This window comes from Amycolatopsis roodepoortensis, from assembly GCF_014873915.1.
GTDB lineage: Bacteria > Actinomycetota > Actinomycetes > Mycobacteriales > Pseudonocardiaceae > Amycolatopsis > Amycolatopsis roodepoortensis.
The window spans coordinates 478,667-498,736 of sequence record NZ_JADBEJ010000005.1 but is presented as its reverse complement, the minus strand read 5'-3'; the positions used below and the strand labels follow the sequence as shown (position 1 = coordinate 498,736).

The 20,070-nt window shown below is 68.4% G+C and carries 24 protein-coding genes and 1 tRNA gene; 13 read left to right on the top strand and 12 right to left on the bottom strand.

Annotated features, from left to right (window positions below; all coding sequences use genetic code 11):
* Nucleotides 1-280 precede the first annotated feature (280 nt).
* Both H4W30_RS21815 and H4W30_RS21810 read left to right on the top strand, forming a co-directional pair.
* On the top strand, nt 281-1,330 hold the full coding sequence (locus H4W30_RS21815) for a PLP-dependent cysteine synthase family protein (protein ID WP_192744545.1): 1,050 nt from the start codon (nt 281-283) through the stop codon (nt 1,328-1,330).
* Nucleotides 1,327-2,559, top strand: coding sequence for an MFS transporter (locus tag H4W30_RS21810; RefSeq protein WP_318780641.1), 1,233 nt, complete (start codon nt 1,327-1,329; stop codon nt 2,557-2,559). The genes H4W30_RS21815 and H4W30_RS21810 overlap by 4 nt, the downstream gene beginning before the upstream one ends.
* Here H4W30_RS21810 and H4W30_RS21805 read toward each other — a convergent pair.
* The 3 genes from H4W30_RS21805 to H4W30_RS21795 are packed head-to-tail and all read right to left on the bottom strand — an operon-like array spanning nt 2,538 to nt 4,217.
* Complete coding sequence (locus H4W30_RS21805; protein WP_192744544.1) at nt 2,538-3,104, bottom strand: vitamin K epoxide reductase family protein; 567 nt, start codon at nt 3,102-3,104, stop codon at nt 2,538-2,540. The genes H4W30_RS21810 and H4W30_RS21805 overlap by 22 nt on opposite strands.
* Nucleotides 3,101-3,769, bottom strand: coding sequence for a DsbA family protein (locus H4W30_RS21800; protein ID WP_192744543.1), 669 nt, complete (start codon nt 3,767-3,769; stop codon nt 3,101-3,103). The genes H4W30_RS21805 and H4W30_RS21800 overlap by 4 nt, the downstream gene beginning before the upstream one ends.
* Before the next feature lie 55 nt (nt 3,770-3,824).
* Complete coding sequence (locus H4W30_RS21795; RefSeq protein WP_318780640.1) at nt 3,825-4,217, bottom strand: hypothetical protein; 393 nt, start codon at nt 4,215-4,217, stop codon at nt 3,825-3,827.
* Between the two features lie 92 nt (nt 4,218-4,309).
* On the opposite strand from H4W30_RS21795, the gene H4W30_RS21790 reads away from it, so the two are divergent.
* The 4 genes from H4W30_RS21790 (at nt 4,310) to H4W30_RS44240 (ending at nt 6,974) form a co-directional block, all read left to right on the top strand.
* Nucleotides 4,310-4,663, top strand: coding sequence for a VOC family protein (locus tag H4W30_RS21790; RefSeq protein ID WP_192744542.1), 354 nt, complete (start codon nt 4,310-4,312; stop codon nt 4,661-4,663).
* 95 nt (nt 4,664-4,758) lie between these two features.
* Nucleotides 4,759-5,562: an endonuclease/exonuclease/phosphatase family protein gene (locus H4W30_RS21785; protein WP_192744541.1), complete on the top strand. Its 804-nt coding sequence runs from the start codon at nt 4,759-4,761 to the stop codon at nt 5,560-5,562.
* Nucleotides 5,559-6,707: a family 43 glycosylhydrolase gene (locus H4W30_RS21780; RefSeq protein ID WP_192744540.1), complete on the top strand. Its 1,149-nt coding sequence runs from the start codon at nt 5,559-5,561 to the stop codon at nt 6,705-6,707. The genes H4W30_RS21785 and H4W30_RS21780 overlap by 4 nt, the downstream gene beginning before the upstream one ends.
* Nucleotides 6,708-6,842: 135 nt before the next feature.
* The gene (locus H4W30_RS44240; RefSeq protein WP_264082866.1) at nt 6,843-6,974 is read left to right on the top strand and encodes a hypothetical protein; all 132 of its coding nucleotides are present in this window, start codon (nt 6,843-6,845) and stop codon (nt 6,972-6,974) included.
* Between the two features lie 70 nt (nt 6,975-7,044).
* On the opposite strand, the gene H4W30_RS21775 is transcribed toward H4W30_RS44240, so the two are convergent.
* Nucleotides 7,045-7,212 (bottom strand): hypothetical protein, encoded by a 168-nt coding sequence (locus H4W30_RS21775; protein ID WP_378233345.1) that lies wholly within the window; start codon nt 7,210-7,212, stop codon nt 7,045-7,047.
* 262 nt (nt 7,213-7,474) lie between these two features.
* On the opposite strand from H4W30_RS21775, the gene H4W30_RS21770 reads away from it, so the two are divergent.
* Nucleotides 7,475-8,278: a S1 family peptidase gene (locus H4W30_RS21770; protein WP_225949812.1), complete on the top strand. Its 804-nt coding sequence runs from the start codon at nt 7,475-7,477 to the stop codon at nt 8,276-8,278.
* Nucleotides 8,279-8,334: 56 nt separating this feature from the next.
* Here the strand turns inward: H4W30_RS21770 and H4W30_RS21765 are convergent, their stop codons facing one another.
* Complete coding sequence (locus H4W30_RS21765; protein WP_192744538.1) at nt 8,335-9,312, bottom strand: hypothetical protein; 978 nt, start codon at nt 9,310-9,312, stop codon at nt 8,335-8,337.
* Between the two features lie 203 nt (nt 9,313-9,515).
* Between H4W30_RS21765 and H4W30_RS21760 the strand changes: the two genes are divergently transcribed.
* Both H4W30_RS21760 and H4W30_RS21755 read left to right on the top strand, forming a co-directional pair.
* Nucleotides 9,516-9,812 carry a YkvA family protein gene (locus tag H4W30_RS21760; protein ID WP_192744537.1) on the top strand — a complete coding sequence of 99 codons (297 nt, stop codon included), beginning with the start codon at nt 9,516-9,518 and terminating at the stop codon, nt 9,810-9,812.
* 346 nt (nt 9,813-10,158) lie between these two features.
* Complete coding sequence (locus tag H4W30_RS21755) at nt 10,159-10,518, top strand: hypothetical protein (protein ID WP_192744536.1); 360 nt, start codon at nt 10,159-10,161, stop codon at nt 10,516-10,518.
* Nucleotides 10,519-10,587: 69 nt separating this feature from the next.
* Here the strand turns inward: H4W30_RS21755 and H4W30_RS21750 are convergent, their stop codons facing one another.
* The 6 genes from H4W30_RS21750 to H4W30_RS21725 form a co-directional block, all read right to left on the bottom strand.
* Nucleotides 10,588-12,432, bottom strand: coding sequence for a serine/threonine-protein kinase (locus tag H4W30_RS21750; RefSeq protein WP_192744535.1), 1,845 nt, complete (start codon nt 12,430-12,432; stop codon nt 10,588-10,590).
* A 9-nt stretch (nt 12,433-12,441) separates the two neighbouring features.
* Nucleotides 12,442-14,298 (bottom strand): serine/threonine-protein kinase, encoded by a 1,857-nt coding sequence (locus H4W30_RS21745; protein ID WP_192744534.1) that lies wholly within the window; start codon nt 14,296-14,298, stop codon nt 12,442-12,444.
* A 322-nt stretch (nt 14,299-14,620) separates the two neighbouring features.
* Nucleotides 14,621-15,430 carry an arginase family protein gene (locus H4W30_RS21740; RefSeq protein ID WP_192744533.1) on the bottom strand — a complete coding sequence of 270 codons (810 nt, stop codon included), beginning with the start codon at nt 15,428-15,430 and terminating at the stop codon, nt 14,621-14,623.
* The gene (locus tag H4W30_RS21735; RefSeq protein ID WP_192744532.1) at nt 15,427-16,131 is read right to left on the bottom strand and encodes a GntR family transcriptional regulator; all 705 of its coding nucleotides are present in this window, start codon (nt 16,129-16,131) and stop codon (nt 15,427-15,429) included. The genes H4W30_RS21740 and H4W30_RS21735 overlap by 4 nt, the downstream gene beginning before the upstream one ends.
* Nucleotides 16,132-16,300: 169 nt before the next feature.
* Entirely contained in the window at nt 16,301-16,810 is a 510-nt protein-coding gene (locus tag H4W30_RS21730; RefSeq protein WP_192744531.1) for a hypothetical protein, read from the bottom strand.
* Between the two features lie 102 nt (nt 16,811-16,912).
* On the bottom strand, nt 16,913-17,068 hold the full coding sequence (locus tag H4W30_RS21725; RefSeq protein WP_192744530.1) for a hypothetical protein: 156 nt from the start codon (nt 17,066-17,068) through the stop codon (nt 16,913-16,915).
* A 281-nt stretch (nt 17,069-17,349) separates the two neighbouring features.
* Between H4W30_RS21725 and H4W30_RS44235 the strand changes: the two genes are divergently transcribed.
* The 4 genes from H4W30_RS44235 (at nt 17,350) to H4W30_RS21710 (ending at nt 19,674) form a co-directional block, all read left to right on the top strand.
* Entirely contained in the window at nt 17,350-17,472 is a 123-nt protein-coding gene (locus H4W30_RS44235) for a hypothetical protein (RefSeq protein ID WP_264082865.1), read from the top strand.
* A 76-nt stretch (nt 17,473-17,548) separates the two neighbouring features.
* Nucleotides 17,549-17,956 (top strand): HPF/RaiA family ribosome-associated protein, encoded by a 408-nt coding sequence (locus H4W30_RS21720; RefSeq protein ID WP_318780639.1) that lies wholly within the window; start codon nt 17,549-17,551, stop codon nt 17,954-17,956.
* A 248-nt stretch (nt 17,957-18,204) separates the two neighbouring features.
* The gene (locus H4W30_RS21715; RefSeq protein WP_192744529.1) at nt 18,205-18,582 is read left to right on the top strand and encodes a hypothetical protein; all 378 of its coding nucleotides are present in this window, start codon (nt 18,205-18,207) and stop codon (nt 18,580-18,582) included.
* Nucleotides 18,583-18,849: 267 nt separating this feature from the next.
* A complete protein-coding gene (locus H4W30_RS21710) occupies nt 18,850-19,674 on the top strand; it encodes an SAM-dependent methyltransferase (RefSeq protein ID WP_192746750.1) in 825 nt (274 codons plus the stop codon).
* Between the two features lie 302 nt (nt 19,675-19,976).
* Here the strand turns inward: H4W30_RS21710 and H4W30_RS21705 are convergent.
* Nucleotides 19,977-20,050: transfer RNA gene (locus tag H4W30_RS21705), tRNA-Pro, on the bottom strand.
* Between the last annotated feature and the right edge of the window lie 20 nt (nt 20,051-20,070).

Below are 20,070 nucleotides of genomic sequence, written 5' to 3'. Positions count from 1 at the left end.
TGGCGTCGGCCTCTCACGACTCGTCGTGCCCGCCGCGGGAGGGCCACGTACACGCCCGTCCGCTCGCCGCCGTCGTGGTTCGAAGCGAGGAAACGCCGTCCGCTCCAGCTGTCCCGCCTCACTCGGAACTCGGCTTTTCGCCTGTGGCGCAAGAGAACACCCGGCTGCTCCCGGTGATCCGGAGCGGGCCCCGGATACTCGTCGAGCTGTGCGTTTCGCGGACGTGACCGGCCCCGCGCCGTCCCGTCCTGTCCGCACAGCACAGAAAGACGAATCCTCGATGAACGCAGTCCTGCCCCGGCCCACGGCGCCGTCCGTCGGCAACACACCCGTGCTCTGGATCGACGAACGACTCACCGGCTCCGGTAAGGGTTTCTGGGCCAAACTGGAGGGTTTCAACCCCGGCGGCATGAAGGACCGACCCGCCTTGCACATGGTGGGCGCGGCCAAGGCCCGCGGTGAACTGGCCGACGGCGCGATGATCGTCGAGTCGACCAGCGGGACGCTCGGGCTCGGGCTCGCGCTGGCCGGGATCGTCCACGGGCATCCGGTCACCCTGGTCACCGATCCCGGGATGGAGCCCATCGTCCGGCGGATGCTCACCGCGCACGGCACCCGCGTCGACCTCGTCACCGAGCCGCATCCGGTGGGCGGCTGGCAGCAGGCGCGCCGGGACAGGGTCCAGCGGGTGCTGGCGGAGCAGCCCGGCTCCTGGTGCCCCGACCAGTACCACAACCCGGACAACGTGGCCGCGTACGCGACCTTGGCCGACGAACTGGCCGCGCAACTGGGCCGGATCGACGTGCTGGTGTGCTCGGTCGGCACCGGCGGGCATTCGGCCGGGACCTTCCGCGCGCTGCGGCGGTACTTCCCGCGGCTGCGCCTCGTGGGCGTGGACACCGTCGGGTCGACGATCTTCGGGCAGCCCGCCACCTCGCGGCTGATGCGCGGGCTCGGGTCGAGCATCCATCCACGCAACGTCGACTACGACGCGTTCGAGGAGGTCCACTGGGTCGCCCCCGCCGAGGCGGTGTGGACCTGCCGCCGTCTCGCCGCCGCCCAGTACGCGACCGGTGGCTGGAGTGTCGGCGCGGTCGCCCTCGTGGCCGCCTGGCTGGCCCGCACACACGATCCGGACGTCCGGATCGCGGCGATCTTCCCGGACGGTCCCCAGCGCTACTTCGACACCGTCTACAACGACGAGTACTGCGCGGGACACGGCCTCCTCGACGTCGTCCCGGCACGCGAACCGGATCTCATCGCGCATCCCGGCGAACATGTGGTGGAACGCTGGACCCGGTGCCGCACGGTCGTGGACCCCACGCTGTGACCGCGTTCGCCGAGCGGTTCCGCTCCTTCGACCGGCCCAGCAAGGTGTTGATGGTCAACCAGTTCACCATCAACGTCGGCTTCTACATGCTGATGCCTTATCTCGCCGGCTACCTGTCGGGGCCGCTGGGGCTGGCGGGCTGGGCGGTCGGCCTGGTGCTGGGGATCCGCAACTTCTCGCAGCAGGGCATGTTCCTCGTCGGTGGCACGCTGGCCGACCGGTTCGGCTACAAACCGCTCATCGTCGCCGGATGTGTGCTGCGGACGGCGGGATTCGCGCTGCTGAGCGTGACTTCGTCGTTGCCGTCGCTGATCGTCGCGTCCGCGGCCACCGGGTTCGCCGGAGCGTTGTTCAACCCGGCGGTCCGCGCCTATCTGGCGGCGGACGCGGGGGAGCGGCGGCTGGAGGCGTTCTCCGTGTTCAACGTGTTCTACCAGGGCGGAATCCTCGCCGGGCCGGTGGTCGGGCTGGCGCTCACGGCCGTCGACTTCCGGCTGACCTGCCTGGTCGCCGCCGCGGTCTTCGGCGTCCTGACCGTGGTGCAGATACGCGCGCTGCCCTCGCACGAAAGCGAAGGGGCCACGTCGTCGATCTGGTCGGACTGGCGGATCGTCGCGGCGAACCGGTCCTTTCTGCTCTTCGCACTGGTCATGATCGGTTCGTACGTGCTGTCCTTCCAGACCTATCTCGCCCTTCCGATGGAGGCACGGCGGATCACCGGCTCGGAGACGTCGGCGACCGTGCTCATCGCCGGGCTGTTCGTGATCTCGGGCGGTCTCGCGATCGCCGGGCAGCTCAAGATCACGGCCTGGTTCAAGGACCGGTGGCCGCCTGGCACGTGCCTCGCCGCGGGGCTGGTGTTCATGGCCGTGGCCTTCGTCGCGCCGCTGGCGGTCGCCCGGGCGGGACCGGCCGCGGCCGTCGCCGGACTGCTGCTGTCCGCCGCGTTGCTGGCCGTCGGCACGGTCGTCGTCTTCCCGTTCGAAATGGACACCGTCGTGCGGCTTTCGGGCGACCGGCTGGTCGCCACGCACTACGGCTTCTACAACACGATCGTCGGCGTGGGCATCCTCCTCGGCAACCTCTTCACCGGCAGCGTCTTCGACCTCGCACGCCAGGCGGGCTTCCCGGAGATCCCGTGGCTGGCCCTGACGGTGATCGGTGCGGTCTGTGCCTGGGGATTACGTGCTCTCGATCGAAGCCGCCTTCAGCCGAGCGTCGTCCAGTAACTCCAGAAGGCCTGCAGGACCGCGACGGTGATGGCGGCGTACCAAACGACGAGGACCACGCTGTGGTACCGGATCGCCGCCTTCACCTCCGGTCCTTTGTGGAGGTTGTGCAGGGTCGTGTACCAGAAGACGGCGATGGTGACCGCCCAGACGGCCATGCAGTACGGGCACAGCGCGCCGATGACGTACAGGCTCTGCACCATCAGCCAGTGCACGAAGACGACACCGAGCGCCGAGCCGATCTGGAGGCCCAGCCAATACCAGCGGGGGAGCCGTGCTCCGCCGAGGAGCGCGGCCCCCGTGGTGACGACCACGCTGAACCCGGCGATCCCCAGCAGCGGATTGGGAAACCCGAACAGCTCGGCCTGCGGCGTCTTCATGATCGACCCGCAGCTGAGCACCGGGTTGACACTGCAGGTGGGGATGTAGGAGAAGTCCTTGAGCAGCGCGATCTTCTCGACGGTGAGCACGAACGAAGCCAGCAGCCCGAGCGCGCCGCCGGCCAGCAGCACCCACGGTGTCGCGCGAACGGCGAACGGTGTCATTTCGCGAGCTCCCGGTCGATGACGGACTTGAGGCCCTGATAGGACGGTGACCCCGTGAACTTGACGCCGTTGACGAAGAACGTCGGTGTGCCCTCGACGCCGATGTTCGCGCCGTCGGTGCGGTCGGCGAGCACCCGGCCGAGGGTGACCGGGTCGTCCAGCGCCGTTTCGAAGGCCTGCAGATCGAGTCCCAGTTCACGGGCGAACCCGAGGAAGGTCTCGCGATGGGAGACCCGCTGGTCGCCCCACTCCGGCTGCTTTTCGAACATCAAGCGGTACATCGGTTCGAGTTTGCCCTGCTTGCCCGCCGCCTCCACGGCCCGCGCGGCCAGCTCGGCGTTCTGATGGCTCGGGATGGGGAAGTAGCGCATCACGAAGGTGACCCGGTCGCCGTACTCGGCGCGGAGGCGCTCGACGCCGGGAAACGCGGCGCCGCACGCCTCGCATTCGAGGTCGAGGAACTCCACGACGGTCACCTTGCTGCCCGCCGGATCGGAGAGCCGATGGCTGTCCGGCCGGACGAGGATCGACGCGGGCACCACCGGGGGTGCGTCCACCTGCGCCGCCGGGGCGTCGTCACCCAGGTTGGTGATGACGAGCAACGCGGCCACGACCGCGACGACGACGGCCACGACCGTGAGGGAAACCTTGGTGTTCTTGGTCATTCTGTTGTGTCCTTGGCTCGGTGTTGGCAACTGAAAGCGGCATGAGCGTGCCGGATCAGGTACGCGAAACGCAGAGCTGGACGAGCGGTGGAGTGGCCGTCGAACGCTGTGCCGGGGAGGACGGCGGTACACCCGTCCCACCGGGGCGATGATGGCGGACGAGCAGGACGAGCGCGGCCAGCAGTGCCATGCCGATCCCCGCGACGTCGTCGAGGTGGTTGTCCGGAAGAGGCTGGTCCACCGGGCTCAGCCGGGGCGCCGCCGGCTCGCATTCGCCGGCCGGGATCGTGGTGTGGGTGGCTTCGGCGGCGAACAGGGGAGCGCAGGGCGAGCCTGCCGCGGCCGCTCCGTCACTGCACAGGGCGCCCTGCAAGAGGGCGACGGCGGTGAGCACGGCCAGCACGGCGAAAAGCCGCGCGGTCATCCTCACAGTCCGTCTGCCGGTCACGCGGTGCAGGGTAAAGGTGACCTTGTAAAGCCGAGGCGAACTCGGACAAAACGCCTTACAGTGGTCGGCGATCCCGAGTGGAAGGACGCGCCGTGCCGAGGTTCAAGGATGTCTACGCCGTGCTGCCGGTCACAGACCATGCCGCCGCGGTCGCCTGGTACGAGCGGTGGATCGGGCGGCGACCGGACACCGAACCGATGGAAGGCGTCGCGGAATGGCGGATCACCGGGAACGCCGGGCTCCAGGTGGCGCACGATCCGGAAACCGCGGGTAAGAGCACTGTGGTCCTCGTCGTGGAGGACATCGACGAGACCGTCGGCGATCTCGCGGGGCGTGGCGTGGAATGCGGCCCGATCCAGGACTTCGGCTTCGTGAAGCTGACGGAGATCGTGGATCCGGCGGGCAACAAGGTCACCTTCGTCTGGGAGAACCCTTCGCCCGAGTAGTTCTTTCCGGAAAATGACGGGATCGCGCGGAGCGTTGCCCGTGCCGGGCCCCCGATGGTCCGATTCCCTCCGTCATCGACACTGGAGGGAATCCCATGAAGCATTCGAGACGCAAGACCCTCGCGCTGGCGCTGCTGGTGCCGTTCGCCACGCTCGTCACGGTGCCCGCCGCCGAGGCGGCGACCGAACGCACGATCAAGGTCGTCACCTACAACGTGGGCGACGCGGGCGGTCTCAAGGCCGACCTCGTCCGGCTCATCGAGACCGAACGCCCCGCCGTCATCGGGCTGCAGGAGGTCGCCGACCGCGAGGCCGTGGTGAAGGAGGCCGCGGCCGCGACGGGGTATGTCGCCATCTACGAGTCGGACCGGCGCGCGGTCAAGCACAACGCCATCCTGGTGCGCGGCAACATGACCATCACCGGCCACGGTGCAGGCGAGATCTCGCCCGCGGCCAAAGTGGACCCGTCGACCCCCGGTACCGGCCCCGCCGAACCAGGTGACTGCGGTTGCTGGGTGCCGCCGAAGTACGTCAACTGGGTGCGGGTGGGCGGCGCGGGCTTCGAGTGGGTCGTGGGCGTCGTGCACCTGACCCCGTCCGCGCAGCGCTTCGATCTCAACCGCGAACTGCACAACCTGCAGGTCCGCAACACCGCAGACTGGTTCTCGTCACGCGCGGCCGAACCGATCGTCATGGGCGACTTCAACGCCGAACCGGGTTCGGATCTGATGACGGGGCTGCGGCGCGTGGCCGACTCCTACAGTGCCCCGAGCCATGGAACCAGGTCCATCGACCACGTGTGGGCGAAGAAGGACTCGTCAGGGTCCGAGGTCGCCGCCCTCGGCGGCTACGGAAGCGACCACCGTCCGGTGCGCGCCCGTGTGACGGTGACCCGATGATGCGGCGCGCCCTGATCGCCCTCGTGTGCGGTGTCAGCCTGCTGACGGCCGTCCCGGCCGCGACGGCCGAGACCGGGCCGCGCGACGAGTCGCTGGACTTCCGGTTCCCGGCCGCGGATCTGATGCGGGTGCCGGAGACGAACACCTACGTCGCGGTCGGGGCGAGCGTCCCCGGCAAGAAGCTGCCGTACACGAAGGTCGAGTTCAGCGGCGGTTCGTTCCAGCGCCGAGGCGCCGTCGACGGCGACGCCTGGGACGGCGTCTCGTTCCCCGCGGGTTATTGGGCGAGGCCGGACTCTCCACTATGGACTCCTGCCCTGTTCGCGCACCAGGAGGACGGCCGCGTCGTCTACTACGTCTTCTACAGCGCGGCGCTTCCCGGGCCCGAGCCCGCCGGCCAGGCGAAGCACTGCATCGGCTACGCCACCTCACTACGGGCCACGGGAGATTTCGTCGCCAACGCCGATCCGCTGTTCTGCCCGGATCGCGGGTGGGCGATCGACGCCGACGTGACCAGGGGACAGGGAGAAGTCTGGCTGACCCTGCGCAACGGCGCCTGGACACAGGACCGCGTCACCGCCCTGGGGGCCGCGAAACTGGAGTTCGACCGGCCACGCCACGTCCGGCGGATAGCCGAAGCCGACGCGAAGAAGCTCATCGACAACGCGAATCTCGAGTGGACGCACCACAACAGCCCGTCCGACGACGTCCTCACGATCGAGAATCCCAACGCGGTCCGCATCGATGGCGACTGGTACCTCTTCTACTCGGGGAACAACTGGTACGCGAACCGCTACTCGACCGGCGTCGCCTACTGCGGCACCGCGCTGACCGACAACCGGTGCGCCCCGATGGCAGGGGAGCGCGCGTATTTCTCCTACCAGCCGGACCCGGACGGCGAGCCGCGTTTCCGGCCGGGTCTGCCGGACAAGTACCGCAAGAAGAACCTGCCGGGCAACAAGCGGGGGCCCGGCGCGTTCAACGCGTTCCAAGCGCCTGATGGTTCGTGGTGGGCTTCGTGGAACTACATCACCGACGCGAGCCTGCTTCCGCATGAGGATCCGTCTCCGGAACGGCGGAGCCGGATCGGGAAACTGACGAAAACGGGGAGCGGGGCGACGGCCGAGTTCAGCGTGAGCTGGTGACCGAGGGGTCTCCGCGGCCGAGTCGCCGCGGAGACCCGTCCTGAACGCCACTTGAGGATTGGTCTCCGGAGCAGCGGGTAATCGCCTCCTGCCGGCTTCCACCGGCCGGCCGTGACCCGAACGGAGTTGAGGACCATGACACACGCGATCGAAGAACCCCAGTCGTCGACCGAACGGGTGACCGTGCCCGAACCACGCGGCGAGGCCGATGCCCTGGACGACATGGCCATTGAACTCGAGCCGACGATCGTCCTCGGCCGGGAGTGACGGACTGCCGGCTCGGCGGTGATGGCCGCATGAGCCGGCCCGCTCCTCATGACGGCCTCGGTGCCGGTCGCTAGTGGCTCCGCCTGGCGCGAGCGGTCTCCCGGCGACTGGCCTTCTCGAGCGCCTTGACCAGTTCGTTCTTCGACATACTTGAACGCCCGGCGATCCTGAGTTCGCGGGCGCGCTGAGACAGATGTGCCTTCCCGGCTCGCGCGTCGACGCCTCCGTGGGTGCTCACGGTGCGCTGCCCGGCGCCGTCCCGGCATCGGAACCTCCTACGCACGCATCGCGCCATCGGACAGCCGGTCGCGGCCCGGCCGAAACCATTGGATCCCTGGGCGGACGAGAGAGGGTAGGGCGAACCCTACCTCTGGACGTAGAGCAGCCGTGACGACGAATCAGCCAGCTGCCCCGATGGTCCGGGACGAGGCGGGCCGCGATGCTGGATCCGTCGATCCGAAGTACCCGAACGAAGGAAATGTATGTCGAGTGTGGGTTCCATGCGCCGCAACCTGGTTCGTGCCGCCGCGGTCGTACTGGCAGGCGCCGCCTGCGCGCTCGCGGTGCCGGGCAGCGCCAATGCCGTGGTGAACGGGGAGAACTCCACCGAGCGGTACGAGTTCATGGCCTCGATCCCGGAGGTCGTGCCCGAGCTGAACAACGCCAAGGGTGTCTGCGGGGCCGTGCTGGTCCACCCGCAGTGGGTGGTGACCGCGGCGCACTGCGTCGACCCGGACAACAACCCGGCGAGGCCGGAGGGGACCGTGCGGATCGGCAGCGACCGGCGGACGACCGGCGGCACCGTACGCAAGATCGACCACTGGGTTCGCCACCCCGGCTACCAGCCGGGCGCGCCGAACAAGAACGACATCGCGCTGGTGCGCCTGGACCGCCCGGTTTCGGAGCGACCCATCCGCATCGCCGGCCGCCCCGGCCGACCTGGCACGCCGACCCGTCTGCTGGGTTTCGGCACCACGGTCGACACCGCGGACATCTCCAAGGTGGTGTTCCCCGAACGGCTTCAGCAGCTCGACACCCGCCGCGGTGCGGTGTCGGAATGCTCGCCCGGTTACGCGGACTCGACCCGGCTCTGCACGATCAGCCGTAAGCCCGGTGCGATGGCGTGCATGGGGGACTCCGGCGGGCCGCAGGTCCAGCGCGGGAAATGGGGCCGGTGGGAGCTGATCGGCGTCACCTCCGGCCCCGGTGACGACGACGTGCCCTGCGCCAACGGACCCGGTCTCTACACCAGCGTTCCCGCCTACGACGGCTGGATCCAGCGCACCATCCACTGGAACCGCTGACGCTCCAGTGCTCCGGCGGCGGGCGAGGGCGGCTACCCTCGCCCGCCGCCGGCGTCTCATCGGGGCGCGAGTGCCTCCAAAGAGGACAGTGACGCCTTGTGCAGGTTCGAGATGATGTTCCTCGGCTTGTCCGCGGCCTTGCTGTAGTAGTGCGCGCCGGACTCGTACGCCAGGTAGACGTTGCTGCCGTACACCGTCAGCCCCTCGGACATGCTGGGCGCGCGGAAGCAGTGCTTCTTGGCCGTGTCCAGGTCCTTGTCGCCGGCGCCGCGCCGGACCACGTAGATGTTGCTGCGGTTGTTCCGGCCATGCGAGGTGCTGTAGATGAACAGGTCCTTGGTGACGATGAGGCCCTGCGTCTTCGTCGGCACCTCCCACGACCCCGGCCGGTAGCTCAGCTTGCCGTCGGAGCCGACGGTGTACGAGTGCATCAATCCGCGCTTGGAGTCTTCGAACTTGCCGGCCCACAGCGTATTGCTCGGGCCGTGGCTGGTGAGGAAGGACGAGGCGTAGACCGTCTGCGCCTTCCCTTCCTGTTCGATGGGAAGCGACTTCTTGATCGCGTTCTTGAGCTTCGCCAGCGAGTACTTGCGGATCGTGTCGCCCTTGCCGGACACGAACGCCCAGCCCTGCTTTTCGAAGACGGCGATCCCGCCGACGTGCGAGTACGCGAGCAGCGCCTGCCCGACCTGCTTGCCGGTCTTGGCGTCGATCCCGATGATGATCGCGCTGCGGTGGCCGGACTCGTACGACGTGACCAGGATCAGGTCGTTCGATCCGTCCCAGTTCGACCAGGTCGCCGTGCCCTGGGGGATGTTGGTCGCCAGGGCGGGGACGGGGTGGCTCTTGCTGAACCGGTTGTCGTAGGCGTAGGAGGCCGATTCCCCATGGTAGAAGGGGCCGTCCTTACCGCTGGACTTCGAGTCGCAGGTGATGGTCGCCGCCTCGGCGGAGGCGGTGCCCACCGTGGTGAGCCCGAACATCACCATGCTCGCCGCGGCAGTGATCGTCGCCTTCTTGAGTAGGGTCTTCATTCATCCCCTTTTAGTGGTTGTACGTCCAGTTCTCGACTGGGACTCACCGGACGTGCTCGCGGTTCCGGTGACATGGCCCGGGACATCGACCGTTCGCGAGCTTCGACGTAGCACTCGTCGCCGCGGCATGTGCACTATGGCTAGGGTACGTATCGCGGTCGTGCCGCCACGGTGACGGCGTTGTGGTGATGGGAGAGGATCACATGGAATCCCTGTGGACGACTCTCGGCGTCGTGGCCGTGGTGGTGGTCGTCGTCCTCGTTCTGATCGCGCTGTTCCTTGTGGTCAAACTGGTGCGGAAGCACCGTCAGGTCCATCAGCCGGGCACGCCGGTGCCGACCAAAGCCGCCTACTGGATTTCCCTGGCCTACACGGTGTTCCCGTTCGACTTGCTGCCTGACCCGGTGTACTTCGACGACATCGTGGTCCTGACCAGCGGGCTGGTCTACGTCAGCAGGTCGCTTACCAAGAAGGCACGCGACGAGCGCCCGGCGGATTGAAGCACGTCCGGTCCCTCGCTTCCGTCTGTTGCGGACTTCATGTTCCACCCGTATCCGGGCGACTCCGCTCACTGGCCGGCATCGTTGTGCGGATCGTCGCGGGAGAGAGAAGCCGGAAGCAAAGCCCCAGGCGTCGAACACACCTCGGTCTCCGATGAGGCCCCACCTGAGCCGTCGGGTGAGGGAAGAGATCCAGCCGACCTCGTCTTGCGTCGAGTTCACGTTGCCACCATCGCACCGGCGCCGCGCGGATGTGCGGTGATGCCGGACGCCGTTGCGTTTCAGAATCGATGCATCGGGTATGGCTCGGGTGTCCGCAGACCACCTCATCGAGGAGATTTCCGCCATGCCCGCTCTGACTCGTGTTCTCGGCGGAATCACCGCTGCCTACAGCGCCTCGCTGATCGTCGCCCCGAAGATCCTGGCGAAACCCAGCGGTCTGACGGGGCCGGCGGGATCGGTGCCGGTGCCGGTCCGGACACTGATCGCCGCCATCGGCGCCCGGGACACCGCGATCGGCGTGGCGATGATGCTCGCCCCGGCCGGACGGCCGCTGCAGGTGGCGTTGGGCGCGCGGGTCGCCGCCGATGCCGCCGACGCGATCATCTTCGGCCTGACCTTGCCGGACAAGACAGCGCGGGTGAAGGTCGCCGGGTTCGCCACCGGCTGGGCGGTCCTGTGCGCCCTGTCCGGGGTACGGCGATGACCACCCGCGATCCACGGTTGCGGTGGACACGAACGCTTCTCACGGACGCGCCCACTCGGTAAGAGGCCTCTAGCGCTTCGGCAGCCGGTTCAGTACGGAGCCGGCGACGGCCCGTACTCGATCGCAGGCGCGTTCACCGCTGTATCCCTGCAGCCACACGGAAATGTACTCGGCGTCACCGTCCGGGAGGGTGCGGTGCGGCCAGGAGAGCTGACAGGAGGACTCGGAGTCATCGGTTACGTAACCGGTGACTCCGTGGCCGAGATCGACGGGGTCACCGTTGTCGTCGTCGATGTACCGGCTCCGCTGGACTCTCAGGTCCAGCCGTTCGTCTTCCCGCTGCCACCGGCAGTTCCGCAGGCCCGCGGTGACCGCCCGGACGTCGGGCATGGTTTGGGCGACCACGGTGGCGTCAGGGAGAGCGCAAGGGTTGAGGGGGAGTACACCAGCCGCGTCGTCCTGACGATCGACTTCGTGGGTGCGCAGGCGGGCGAGCACGACGGTGAGCGCGCTGTCCGCGACCGCACATTTGTCGCCCACGTTCGTGTCGTTGTAGAGCATCACGTAAAGCGCCGGCTCGTCGGTGATCGGAATCAGCGAGTGGCAGCCCTCGCTGAAGGAGGCGCGCAGCAGCGGTAGTCCTTCGGCGGTGCGGTTCGTCGTGCCGATGCCGCCGTTGACCACGGGTTCGCCGAGCCGGAGATCGAAATAGAGACCCTTGGGTCCCTTGTAAGTGCACCTGTCCGGTGACATCGGGTTCGAGTCCGGCTCCAGTGAGCCGAGGTCCTCGGTGTACCGGCCGTCGAGGACCTTGCACGTGTCGACCCGACGGAGCCGGTCCAGGGTCAGCGCCTCGGCCACCGGCATGGCCGCGGTGCCGATATCCGGTGGTGAGGTGATCGCCTGGATGACGACGATCAGGGTGCCGATCAGGGCCGCGACCACCACCAGCGCCACGGTGAGGGGCAAAACCGGCCGGCGCTTCTTGACCGGCGAAGGTCTCGAGGGTGGCTGCCACGCCGGAATCGGCAACGAGAGCACCGAGCGCACTTCGGCTTCTTGATGCCGGATGCGGGCGTGTACGGCCTCGGGCCAGGGTTCGGTGTCCGACGGAACAGGACCGAGGAAGTCCTGTAGCTGTCCGGGGGTGGGCCGCCGGGCCGGGTCCTTGGCAAGGCACGGTTCGGCGATACGCCGGATTTCCGTCGGCACGGTGGAAAGATCGGGTTCCGTGTGGACCACGTCGTAGAGCGTCTGTGGTGCCGACGTACCGCTGAAGGGGCCACGTCCGGTGGATGCCATGACCAGGATGGAGCCGAGCGAGAACATGTCGGTGGCCGGGGTGATCGGCCCGCCTCCGGCTTGTTCGGGCGACATGAACGCGGGCGATCCGATGATGGCGCCCGTGTGGGTGAGGTTCTGCGCTTCTTCGGCGGCACGGGCGATGCCGAAGTCGATGACGCGGAGCCCGTCGCTGGAGAGGATGACGTTGCTGGGCTTGAGATCGCGATGGATCAGTCCGGCACGGTGAATGTCCGTGAGTGCGGCGGCGAGTCCGGAGGCGAGCCGGCGAACGGTTTCCACGGGGAGCGGGCCGGTCGCGTCCACGGCCGTGCGCAGATCGGGTCCGGTGACGAAGATCGAGGCGAGCCAAGGGGATTCGGCTTGGGGGTCGGCGTCCATGACGGCGGCGGTGTAGGCGCCGGAGACCAGGCGTGAGGCGGCGATCTCCCGGCGGAAACGTTCCCGGAAGCCGGGGTCGTGGGCGAACTCGGCGTGGATCTGTTTGACGGCCACGAGCCGGCCGTCGGGGGCGAGTCCGAGTAGGACCCTGCCCATGCCCCCTTCGCCGAGTTCGGCGATGATCCGGTGGGGACCGACCTGCCGGGATTCACCGGCACGCAAGGGTTTCACAGACTGGTCCTAGGGTTTCGGCAACCAGGTGAGCAGCGCACTGACGACCTCTTCGGCCTTGGCGCAGGCCTGTTGCATGGTCTTGCGGCTTCCACGCTCGTACGTCACCTTGACGTTCTCGCCGAGGCGCTCGCTCGTCGCCCGGTGCTGCCAGGTCAGGACACAGGCCGGAGGCCCCTGCGGTGGACGCTCGTCGCGGTACACCGTCGTACCGCCGACCTCTACCGGCACGACGCCACCGGCGGCGGCCTGCTCCGGTCCGTGTGGCGGATACCCCTGCTCCACGGTCAGCCGGAACGTGTCGTCGCCGTGGTGGACGCACTGGTGCAGATCCTCGAGGACGGTGGCCCGCACGGGGCCGATCAACCGGGCGACCCTTTCGGGCCAGAGCAGCGTGCAGGGGTCCATCCCGATCAGCGACTGGGGGGCCATATCGCGTCCGTGACCACCCGCTCGGATCCGCCGCACCGCCTCTCCGAGGCCGGCCTTCACCACGGTGCACTTTTCGTTGGAGGAGAGTGCACCGCGAATCTCGGTGAGGAGCACGACGCTCTGGAGACCGGCGACCGGTACGGCGGCCGCGCACGAGTCGCCGAAGGTGCTGGTGTACATCGGCAGCCCTTCCAATTCCCCGGTGGGGACCCCCTCGATCAGTCTGGGGCCGATACCGAGGTTCAGGGCACCGTAAAGGCAGTCCAGTCTTCGCCCGGGCGAGGACGCCGTCAGCGCACCGAGCATGGGCGCTTCCCAGCCCGCCAGCACCTTGCACAGGTCGACCCGGCGCAGGTTGTCCGGACCGAGCGGATCCGGGTTGACCGGCGTGGTCACCGCCGCTCCGGGTGGCGGCGCCGACGCGGCCGTGGGTGCCGGCCCGGGCCGTTGCGGCAGGTTCACCGCCACGACGACGGAGGCGACCACCAGCACCGCCGCGGCCGCGGCCAAGGTGGTGTAGAGCCCGCGTCGGGAGCGCCCCGGCGCGGGCGGGTTCAGCAGTTCACGCACCTCGGCCTGCTGCGCGTCGATCAGCTGGGGCACCGGCGGTGGCCACGGGGCAGCCGCCGGCGCGATGGGGCCGAGCTGACGCAGCACCCAGGCCGAGTCCGGCCGGTCGCCGGGATTCTTGGCGAGACAGGGCTCGACGATCCGCCGAAGGTCTTCCGGCACCCGGCTCAGGTCGGGCTGGGCGTGCACGACGTTGTAGAGGGTGTGCGGAGTGGACGATCCGGTGAACGGGCCCTGCCCGGTCGCGGCCATCACCAGCAAGGAGCCGAAGGAGAACAGGTCGCTCGCGGGGCCGATCTCCTGTCCGCGTGCCTGCTCCGGCGACATGAAACCGGGCGAGCCGATGATCGCTCCGGTGTGGGTGAGCTCAGAGTCACCCTCGATGGCGCGGGCGATCCCGAAGTCGATCACTCGCGGGCCGTCCTCGGCGAGAATGACGTTACCGGGCTTGAGGTCGCGGTGTACCAGCCCGGCGCGGTGGATCTCTCCCAGCGCCAGCGCCAGCCCGGCGGCCAGATACCGCAGCGAGGACGTGGGCAACGGCCCGCCGGCCGCCACCGCCTCCGCCAGCGAGGGACCCGGTACGAACACCGACGCCAGCCAAGGTGCCGGCGCGTCGGGATCGGCGTCCATGACCGCGGCGGTGAAGGCGCCTGACACCATCCGCGAAGCCGAGACCTCTCGGCGGAACCGTTCGCGGAAACCGGCATCGTGGGCGAAGCCGGGATGCACCTGCTTGACGGCGACCAGCCGCCCGTCGGGCGAACGGCCCAGCAGCACCCGGCCCATGCCACCTTGACCGAGCACGGCGAACACCCGGTGCCGACCCACCTCGGTGGGTTCCCCGGGATTCAGTGCTTTCATGACGCCCCCTCGATCGAGAGCGATACTACAAAAGGCGGACGCGCTCATTGGATGGGAACCACGAAAAGGGCGTGAGGCCTTTACCGTGCAATTCACTCGACCGGGGTGCTGGTAGAGGTGCCTTCGCCGCCGTTAGAGGAGGGAAAGGCCTTCGATCAGCAGAAACGTGCCAGCCGCAGCGGTCGTATTTTGCGTTCGGCTTCGCGCAGACGTTGTTTGTGGTCACCCGTCACTGAAACGTCCAGTCGCGAACCGGCCATCTCTTTTCGGCCGATACCACGATGCCCTCCGGCAGCGGGTCCCGGTGAAACCGACCGGACGATCAGTCGCCGTCGGGTTCGTGCCACGCCAGGTCGGCGCCGAGTGCCGCGGTGAGGCGCGTGATCGTCTGCCGGCTGGTCTCGTCGCCGACATGCTCGGGGAGCCAGGCGCAGGCGATGTAGGCGGCGGTGACCTCGGCGGTGGCGCAGGCGGCGGCCAGGCATTCCTCGATCTGGGCGAGTGAGGGGCCGAGCCCGGAGGGAAAGCGCGCGCCGGGCAGCTGCAAGGCGTCGATGACGTCGATGTCGAGGTGGAGATAGACCGGGACGGGGCCGAGGCGGTCGAGGGCGGAGCTGATCGCGGCGGGGTCGGCAGGCACGCGACGGACGTGGCTGGTGGTCAGGGCGTCGCGCTCGGCGGGGTCGAGGTCGCGGGCGCCCGCGAGCACGACACCGGTATCGGGGACGGGGCGCAGACCGAGCGTGTCGTCGAACAGGCCGGGAGTGCGGCCGGTCAACATGGCCAGTGCCATGCCGCCGAGGTAGCCGCTGGTCGAGATGGCGGGGGTGTTGAAGTCGCCGTGGGCGTCCAGCCAGAGCACGGCCAGGTCGCGATGGCGGTGCCGCAGCCCGGCCACTACCGCGCGGGTGGTGGGGCAGTCGCCGGAGAGCACCAGGGGTCTGGCCGCTTGCGTCACCGCGTCGAGGGCGGCCCTGTGCAGCAGGCTCATCCGCGTGGGGACGGGGCCGGCGGGGAGGACCGGGCGGATGGCCTGGGTCGCGGCGACGGGGATCGGGAAGGCCGGGATGTACTCGTCGAGATGCCAGGGCGTGACGATCAGATCCCAGGCGCCGGTGCGGTCATCGGTCACGAGGTCGTCCCTCCATCGTTCGGCTGGGCGAGCAGGTCGAGCAGCCGTCGCAGTTCGGCGGCGCCGTCTCGCAGGTGTGTCGTCAGTTCCGCCCTGGCTTGCTCCGGGCTGCCGTGCAACGCGTTCAGTAGCCGGCGGTGGTCGTCCACGGTGCGGCCGAGTTCATTGCGGGAACGCTCCGCCAACGCCAGGGCGAGCCGCTGTTCTTGGTGGAGTCGCGCGTGGAAGCGGCGCAGCCGGGCACTGCCGGTGGCCACGACCAGGGTGGCGTGGAAGAGCCGATCACCGTCGAGCGCGGCGGCGATGTCGCCGTCGACGAAGGCGTGTTCTATCTGGTCGACCAGGTCGGCGAGGCGCGCGTAGACCTCCGGGTCCCGGGTCGTGGTCAGGGCGTCGGCCGCGGCCAGTTCCACGGCGGTTCGGGCAGCGTAGATGTCGTCGATATCCGGCCCGGTGACGTCCGCGACGACGATGCCGCGGTTCATCTGATAGCGGACCAGGCCTTCGCTTTCGAGGGTCCGAGCGGCTTCGCGGAGAGTGCTGCGGGAGACGCCGAGTTCGGCCGCGAGGGCGGCCTCACGCAGCGGCGTGGCCGGCGGTAGCCGACCGGACAGGATGGCATGCCGGACGGCTTCGGCCGCCTGTTCTGTGGTGCTCTGCCGCTGGATACTCGCACCCAAGCCGGTGATCGGGTCGGTCACAGTGAACAGGTTGCCAGATTGTCCGACAATCTGGCTAGACGTTCGGGTAAGCCGGGTCAGCGAGGACGTGAATCGGATCTTCCCGGCTTTAGGCAGCGGCGAAGTCCGTGGTCAACCGCCCCTGACGAGCGCGTCACGATCCGGCCGGTCTCCGGCACGGGGAGGCGGGTCAGCTGTTCTTGGCCCGATGATCGAGGTACTCGATGCTGCATCCGTCCAGCCGCCGCGCGGCGTCCGACGCGTGGGCCGAGCAGAGCGAGCCGGTCACACCGCCGCGATCGGTGGCGATCGCCGCGGCCGGTTCCGTGCAGGGAGTGTGGAGCCGGTCGTAATCCCAGGTGTTGCCGCAACCCGTGGCGGTGCACCAGGCCCGGTCTCCGAGCGAGTGCAAGGTGACGCCGTGGACCGGGCAGACGCCCCACGGGACGTCGCATAGCTGCGGATCGCGGGATACCCGGACGCGAGCCAGGTATTCGGCGGTCCGGGCGATCTCGCCGGTGTATCCGGCCAGATCGTCGGTGGCCTTGTTCATCGGCTGGGCGAGGCGTTGCAGGTGCCCGTCGTCCGCGGCCTCCAAGCGGGCGGCCATTTCCGCGGTCCGCTCGGCGAGAGCGTCGGCATCGGCGGCCAAGGCCCGTAGTTCGGCTGGGACGGGTTCCGGCGTCGTCGGCTCAGGCATCGTTGTCCTCGCGGGTGCGGTGGAGTAGAAGGTGCGGGGTAAGAACCTGGCCCCGGTCCGGGCGAAGCCGGACCGGGGCCGTCGGTTCGAAGGACGAGCGGCTCAGAACCAGTGGGCGCGGCCGCCCACCTTGCGTCCCGTGCCACCGAGGATCGCGAGAACCACGCCGACGACGGCGAGAACGGCGCCGATGGTGGTCAGCACGGGAATGTCGACGAGCAGGCCGATCACGAGAATGATGACTCCGAGCACGATCATGGTGACTCACTTTCCTGAAGTGGCCGGAACGGATCCGCGGCCACGATGGGGACTGGCTCGTAGTGCCCGCACCCGCGTCACGCCAAACGCCGCCGAGCCGGGTTTCACTTCCATGCTGGGAACTTCCCGATTTTCGGTCGGGGTCGTGGCGCGCCGCGTCCCATGATTGAGGTCGGCCGCTCGTGGGTAAACGCTCTGAGTCGTCGTGAGGTGCCGCCGGAGGAAACGCAGTGTTGTTTCGCAGGAAAGCAGTTGTGCCCGTTGGTGATGTGGAGCGGGCTGTGGCCGTGCTGATCGCCCGAGGTGTCAGCCGGGAACGGGCGGGTGGCGAACTGAGGGAGATGGCGCGCCGTCGGCACATTTCGCTGGCACGCTGCGCGGCTTTGGTGGCGCGGTCGGCGTGAGGGAGTGGCCTGTTATCCGGGTTTGGTTCGGCCGAGCCCGGGGTACTGAGGAGATCCTCACTGTCGTCCCGCGGAGGTGCTCGTGCAAATTCAAGTCAACACCGACCACAACGTCCCTGGCGGCGAGAAATTGGCCTCCTACGTGAAGACGGACTTGGAGAACAGCCTGTCCAGGTTCGGTGGCTGGTTGACCAGGGTGGAGGTGCACCTCAGCGACAACGGGGGCACCAAGCCGGAAGAAAAGAAATGCGTGATCGAAGCACGTCCCGGGGCGAAACCGCCTGTCGCGGTGACGCATCATGCGACGACGGTGGACGACGCGTACGCCGGCGCGGCGCACAAAGTGAAGAGCGTGCTGGATTCCCTGCATTCCCGTGCCCACGACCACAAGGGCGGGGAAAGCATCCGTCATATGGCCGCCCCGGAAAACCCTGAGCAGGTCGGTGTGATCGAGAACGAAGGTCAAGTCCAGGCCTCTCACTGACGCCGCCGGTCGCCGAGCGGGGTCGTCGCACCCCGCTCGGCGCCGATGCCGGTGTTGTTTTTCCGCCATCCACCAAGTGATTCCGGCGGAAACCAGCCTAACCGTTGATCGCCTGCCTGACCCCCCACTGCGTGATGTGCCGGTCGGTGCTGACAGTGCGGAGCAAGCCGGACGACAGAACGCGGGGCCGGAGTCGCCATAAGTTCCCTCCTGAACGGATTCGACCCACCCGATCTGGAGGGATGATCATGAGAAAACTGTTCGCCGGTGTGCTGGCTGCGGCCGCGATGTCCGTGACGCTGTTGTCCGGGACCGCCACGGCTTCGGGAGAGGTCGGCGTCGCAGGCGTCGGCAACCAGGTCTGCGACTACGGCGAGGCGTGCCTGTTCGCGTGGCCCAACTGGGACGGGCCGACGTGGGACGCCAACGGCTGCGGCTGGCACATCCTCGACGGCTGGATGCAGAACCAGACGTCTTCCGTCCGGGCACACGGTAACGCGATCACCCTCTGGGACTGGAATCACGGCACCAACCAGTGGCACAAGATGACCACCGTCCAAGCGTGGGAGAGCCTGCGTCTGGTCGGCTCCAACGACCGCACCGACGCCATCACCGTGCACTGCTGAGCGCAGGTCGCTGAAATCCCGCTGCGCATCGGGGAGTGCAGCGGGATCCTCGACGCGCGGCCGGCGAATTCGCCGGTACGGGCGTGGAGCCCACGGCACACGCGCGACGTGCCCGGCGTCGACGACCGGGCCTATGCGCAGCCGTGCCTTGGGCCGCCGCGGGCAACATTGGCTCGTGTTGACGATCCAGCCTTGGGTCGTTCTCGGGACCGGTAGTGTGCCAGTACTCGCTGCGGCACCTGAAGACTCTTGGGGAACACGATGAGCATGGATGACGTCGCCCGTGTGGCCGCTTCGGTGGACAAGGTCTCGGTGGGGCGGGTGTATGACTATCTGCTCGGCGGGACGCACAACTATGCCGTCGATCAGGCTTTCGCGGAGCAGCAGCTCGCGGTGCTGCCGGAGATCCGGGACTTCGCCCGCGCGAACCGGGCGTTCCTCGGCCGTGCCGTGCGTTTCATGGTCGGGCAGGGGATCCGGCAGTTCGTGGACATCGGCTCCGGGCTGCCGACGCAGGGCAACGTGCACGAGGTCGCCGATGAGGTGGCACCGGGCGAGTGCCGGGTGGTCTACATCGACAACGAACCGATCGCCCAGGCGCACGCGCAGATCCTGCTGGAGCAGACTGCGGATCCGAGCCGGCATGCCGCGCTGGATGCCGATTTCTTCGACCGGCGTCTGCTGTGGGATCGCGTACTGGACACGGGTTTGATCGACCGGACGCAGCCGATCGGGCTGCTGCTGGTCGCTCTGCTGCATTTCATGCCCGACGAGCAGAATCCGCACGCCGCGCTCGGGTTCCACCGCTCGATGCTGCCGCCGGGCAGTTTCCTTGCGGTGTCACATATTCACGTGGCGCCGGAGGATGTCGAGACGCAGAACGCGGGCAAGAAGGTGGCGCAGGAGTACGGGCGCCGGACCAATCACGCGGCGATCATGCGGTCGCGTGAGCAGATCGCCGAGTTCTTCGGCGACCTGGAGCTGGTCGAGCCCGGGCTGGTGTGGCTGCCGCAATGGCACCCCGACACGGCGGGCACCGGAAAGGACGCCGCCCGGTCGCGTGGCCTGGCCGGGGTGGCACGCACAAGCTGACCGGTCTGACCTCTGTCGCGCGCGCCAGCCGCGTCGTCGCTGCGGTCCTCGGGTTACGGGGAAGCGCTCGTCATACCCCTTGCGGTGGCAAGGCTCAGGTATACGGCGGCCAGGTCTGCTCGGTGAGCGGTGCCGCGTGTCCACTCCGCCATTTCAACCATGTCGATCGGCTCGACGCTCGCAGGCGCCGCCGGTCCCGAACAAGGTGTCACCGAGCGCTGTGCTGAACCGGAACGACACCTCCGACCACATGAAAAAGCGGGCTCCCGCAGCTGGTGAGCTGCGGAAACCCGCTTCGTCCGTCGGGCTGACAGGATTCGAACCTGCGACCCCTTGACCCCCAGTCAAGTGCGCTACCAAACTGCGCCACAGCCCGGACCCGCGCTCCGTGGAGTG

Coding starts and splice junctions, on each gene's coding strand:
- H4W30_RS21815 (WP_192744545.1), top strand. CDS start 281: ATGAACGCAGTCCTGCCCCGGCCCACGGCGCCGTCCGTCGGCAACACA.
- H4W30_RS21805 (WP_192744544.1), bottom strand. CDS start 3,104: ATGACACCGTTCGCCGTTCGCGCGACACCGTGGGTGCTGCTGGCCGGC.
- H4W30_RS21800 (WP_192744543.1), bottom strand. CDS start 3,769: ATGACCAAGAACACCAAGGTTTCCCTCACGGTCGTGGCCGTCGTCGTC.
- H4W30_RS21785 (WP_192744541.1), top strand. CDS start 4,759: ATGAAGCATTCGAGACGCAAGACCCTCGCGCTGGCGCTGCTGGTGCCG.
- H4W30_RS21780 (WP_192744540.1), top strand. CDS start 5,559: ATGATGCGGCGCGCCCTGATCGCCCTCGTGTGCGGTGTCAGCCTGCTG.
- H4W30_RS44240 (WP_264082866.1), top strand. CDS start 6,843: ATGACACACGCGATCGAAGAACCCCAGTCGTCGACCGAACGGGTGACC.
- H4W30_RS21770 (WP_225949812.1), top strand. CDS start 7,475: ATGCGCCGCAACCTGGTTCGTGCCGCCGCGGTCGTACTGGCAGGCGCC.
- H4W30_RS21765 (WP_192744538.1), bottom strand. CDS start 9,312: ATGAAGACCCTACTCAAGAAGGCGACGATCACTGCCGCGGCGAGCATG.
- H4W30_RS21760 (WP_192744537.1), top strand. CDS start 9,516: ATGGAATCCCTGTGGACGACTCTCGGCGTCGTGGCCGTGGTGGTGGTC.
- H4W30_RS21755 (WP_192744536.1), top strand. CDS start 10,159: ATGCCCGCTCTGACTCGTGTTCTCGGCGGAATCACCGCTGCCTACAGC.
- H4W30_RS21745 (WP_192744534.1), bottom strand. CDS start 14,298: ATGAAAGCACTGAATCCCGGGGAACCCACCGAGGTGGGTCGGCACCGG.
- H4W30_RS21730 (WP_192744531.1), bottom strand. CDS start 16,810: ATGCCTGAGCCGACGACGCCGGAACCCGTCCCAGCCGAACTACGGGCC.
- H4W30_RS21725 (WP_192744530.1), bottom strand. CDS start 17,068: ATGATCGTGCTCGGAGTCATCATTCTCGTGATCGGCCTGCTCGTCGAC.
- H4W30_RS21715 (WP_192744529.1), top strand. CDS start 18,205: ATGAGAAAACTGTTCGCCGGTGTGCTGGCTGCGGCCGCGATGTCCGTG.
- H4W30_RS21710 (WP_192746750.1), top strand. CDS start 18,850: ATGGATGACGTCGCCCGTGTGGCCGCTTCGGTGGACAAGGTCTCGGTG.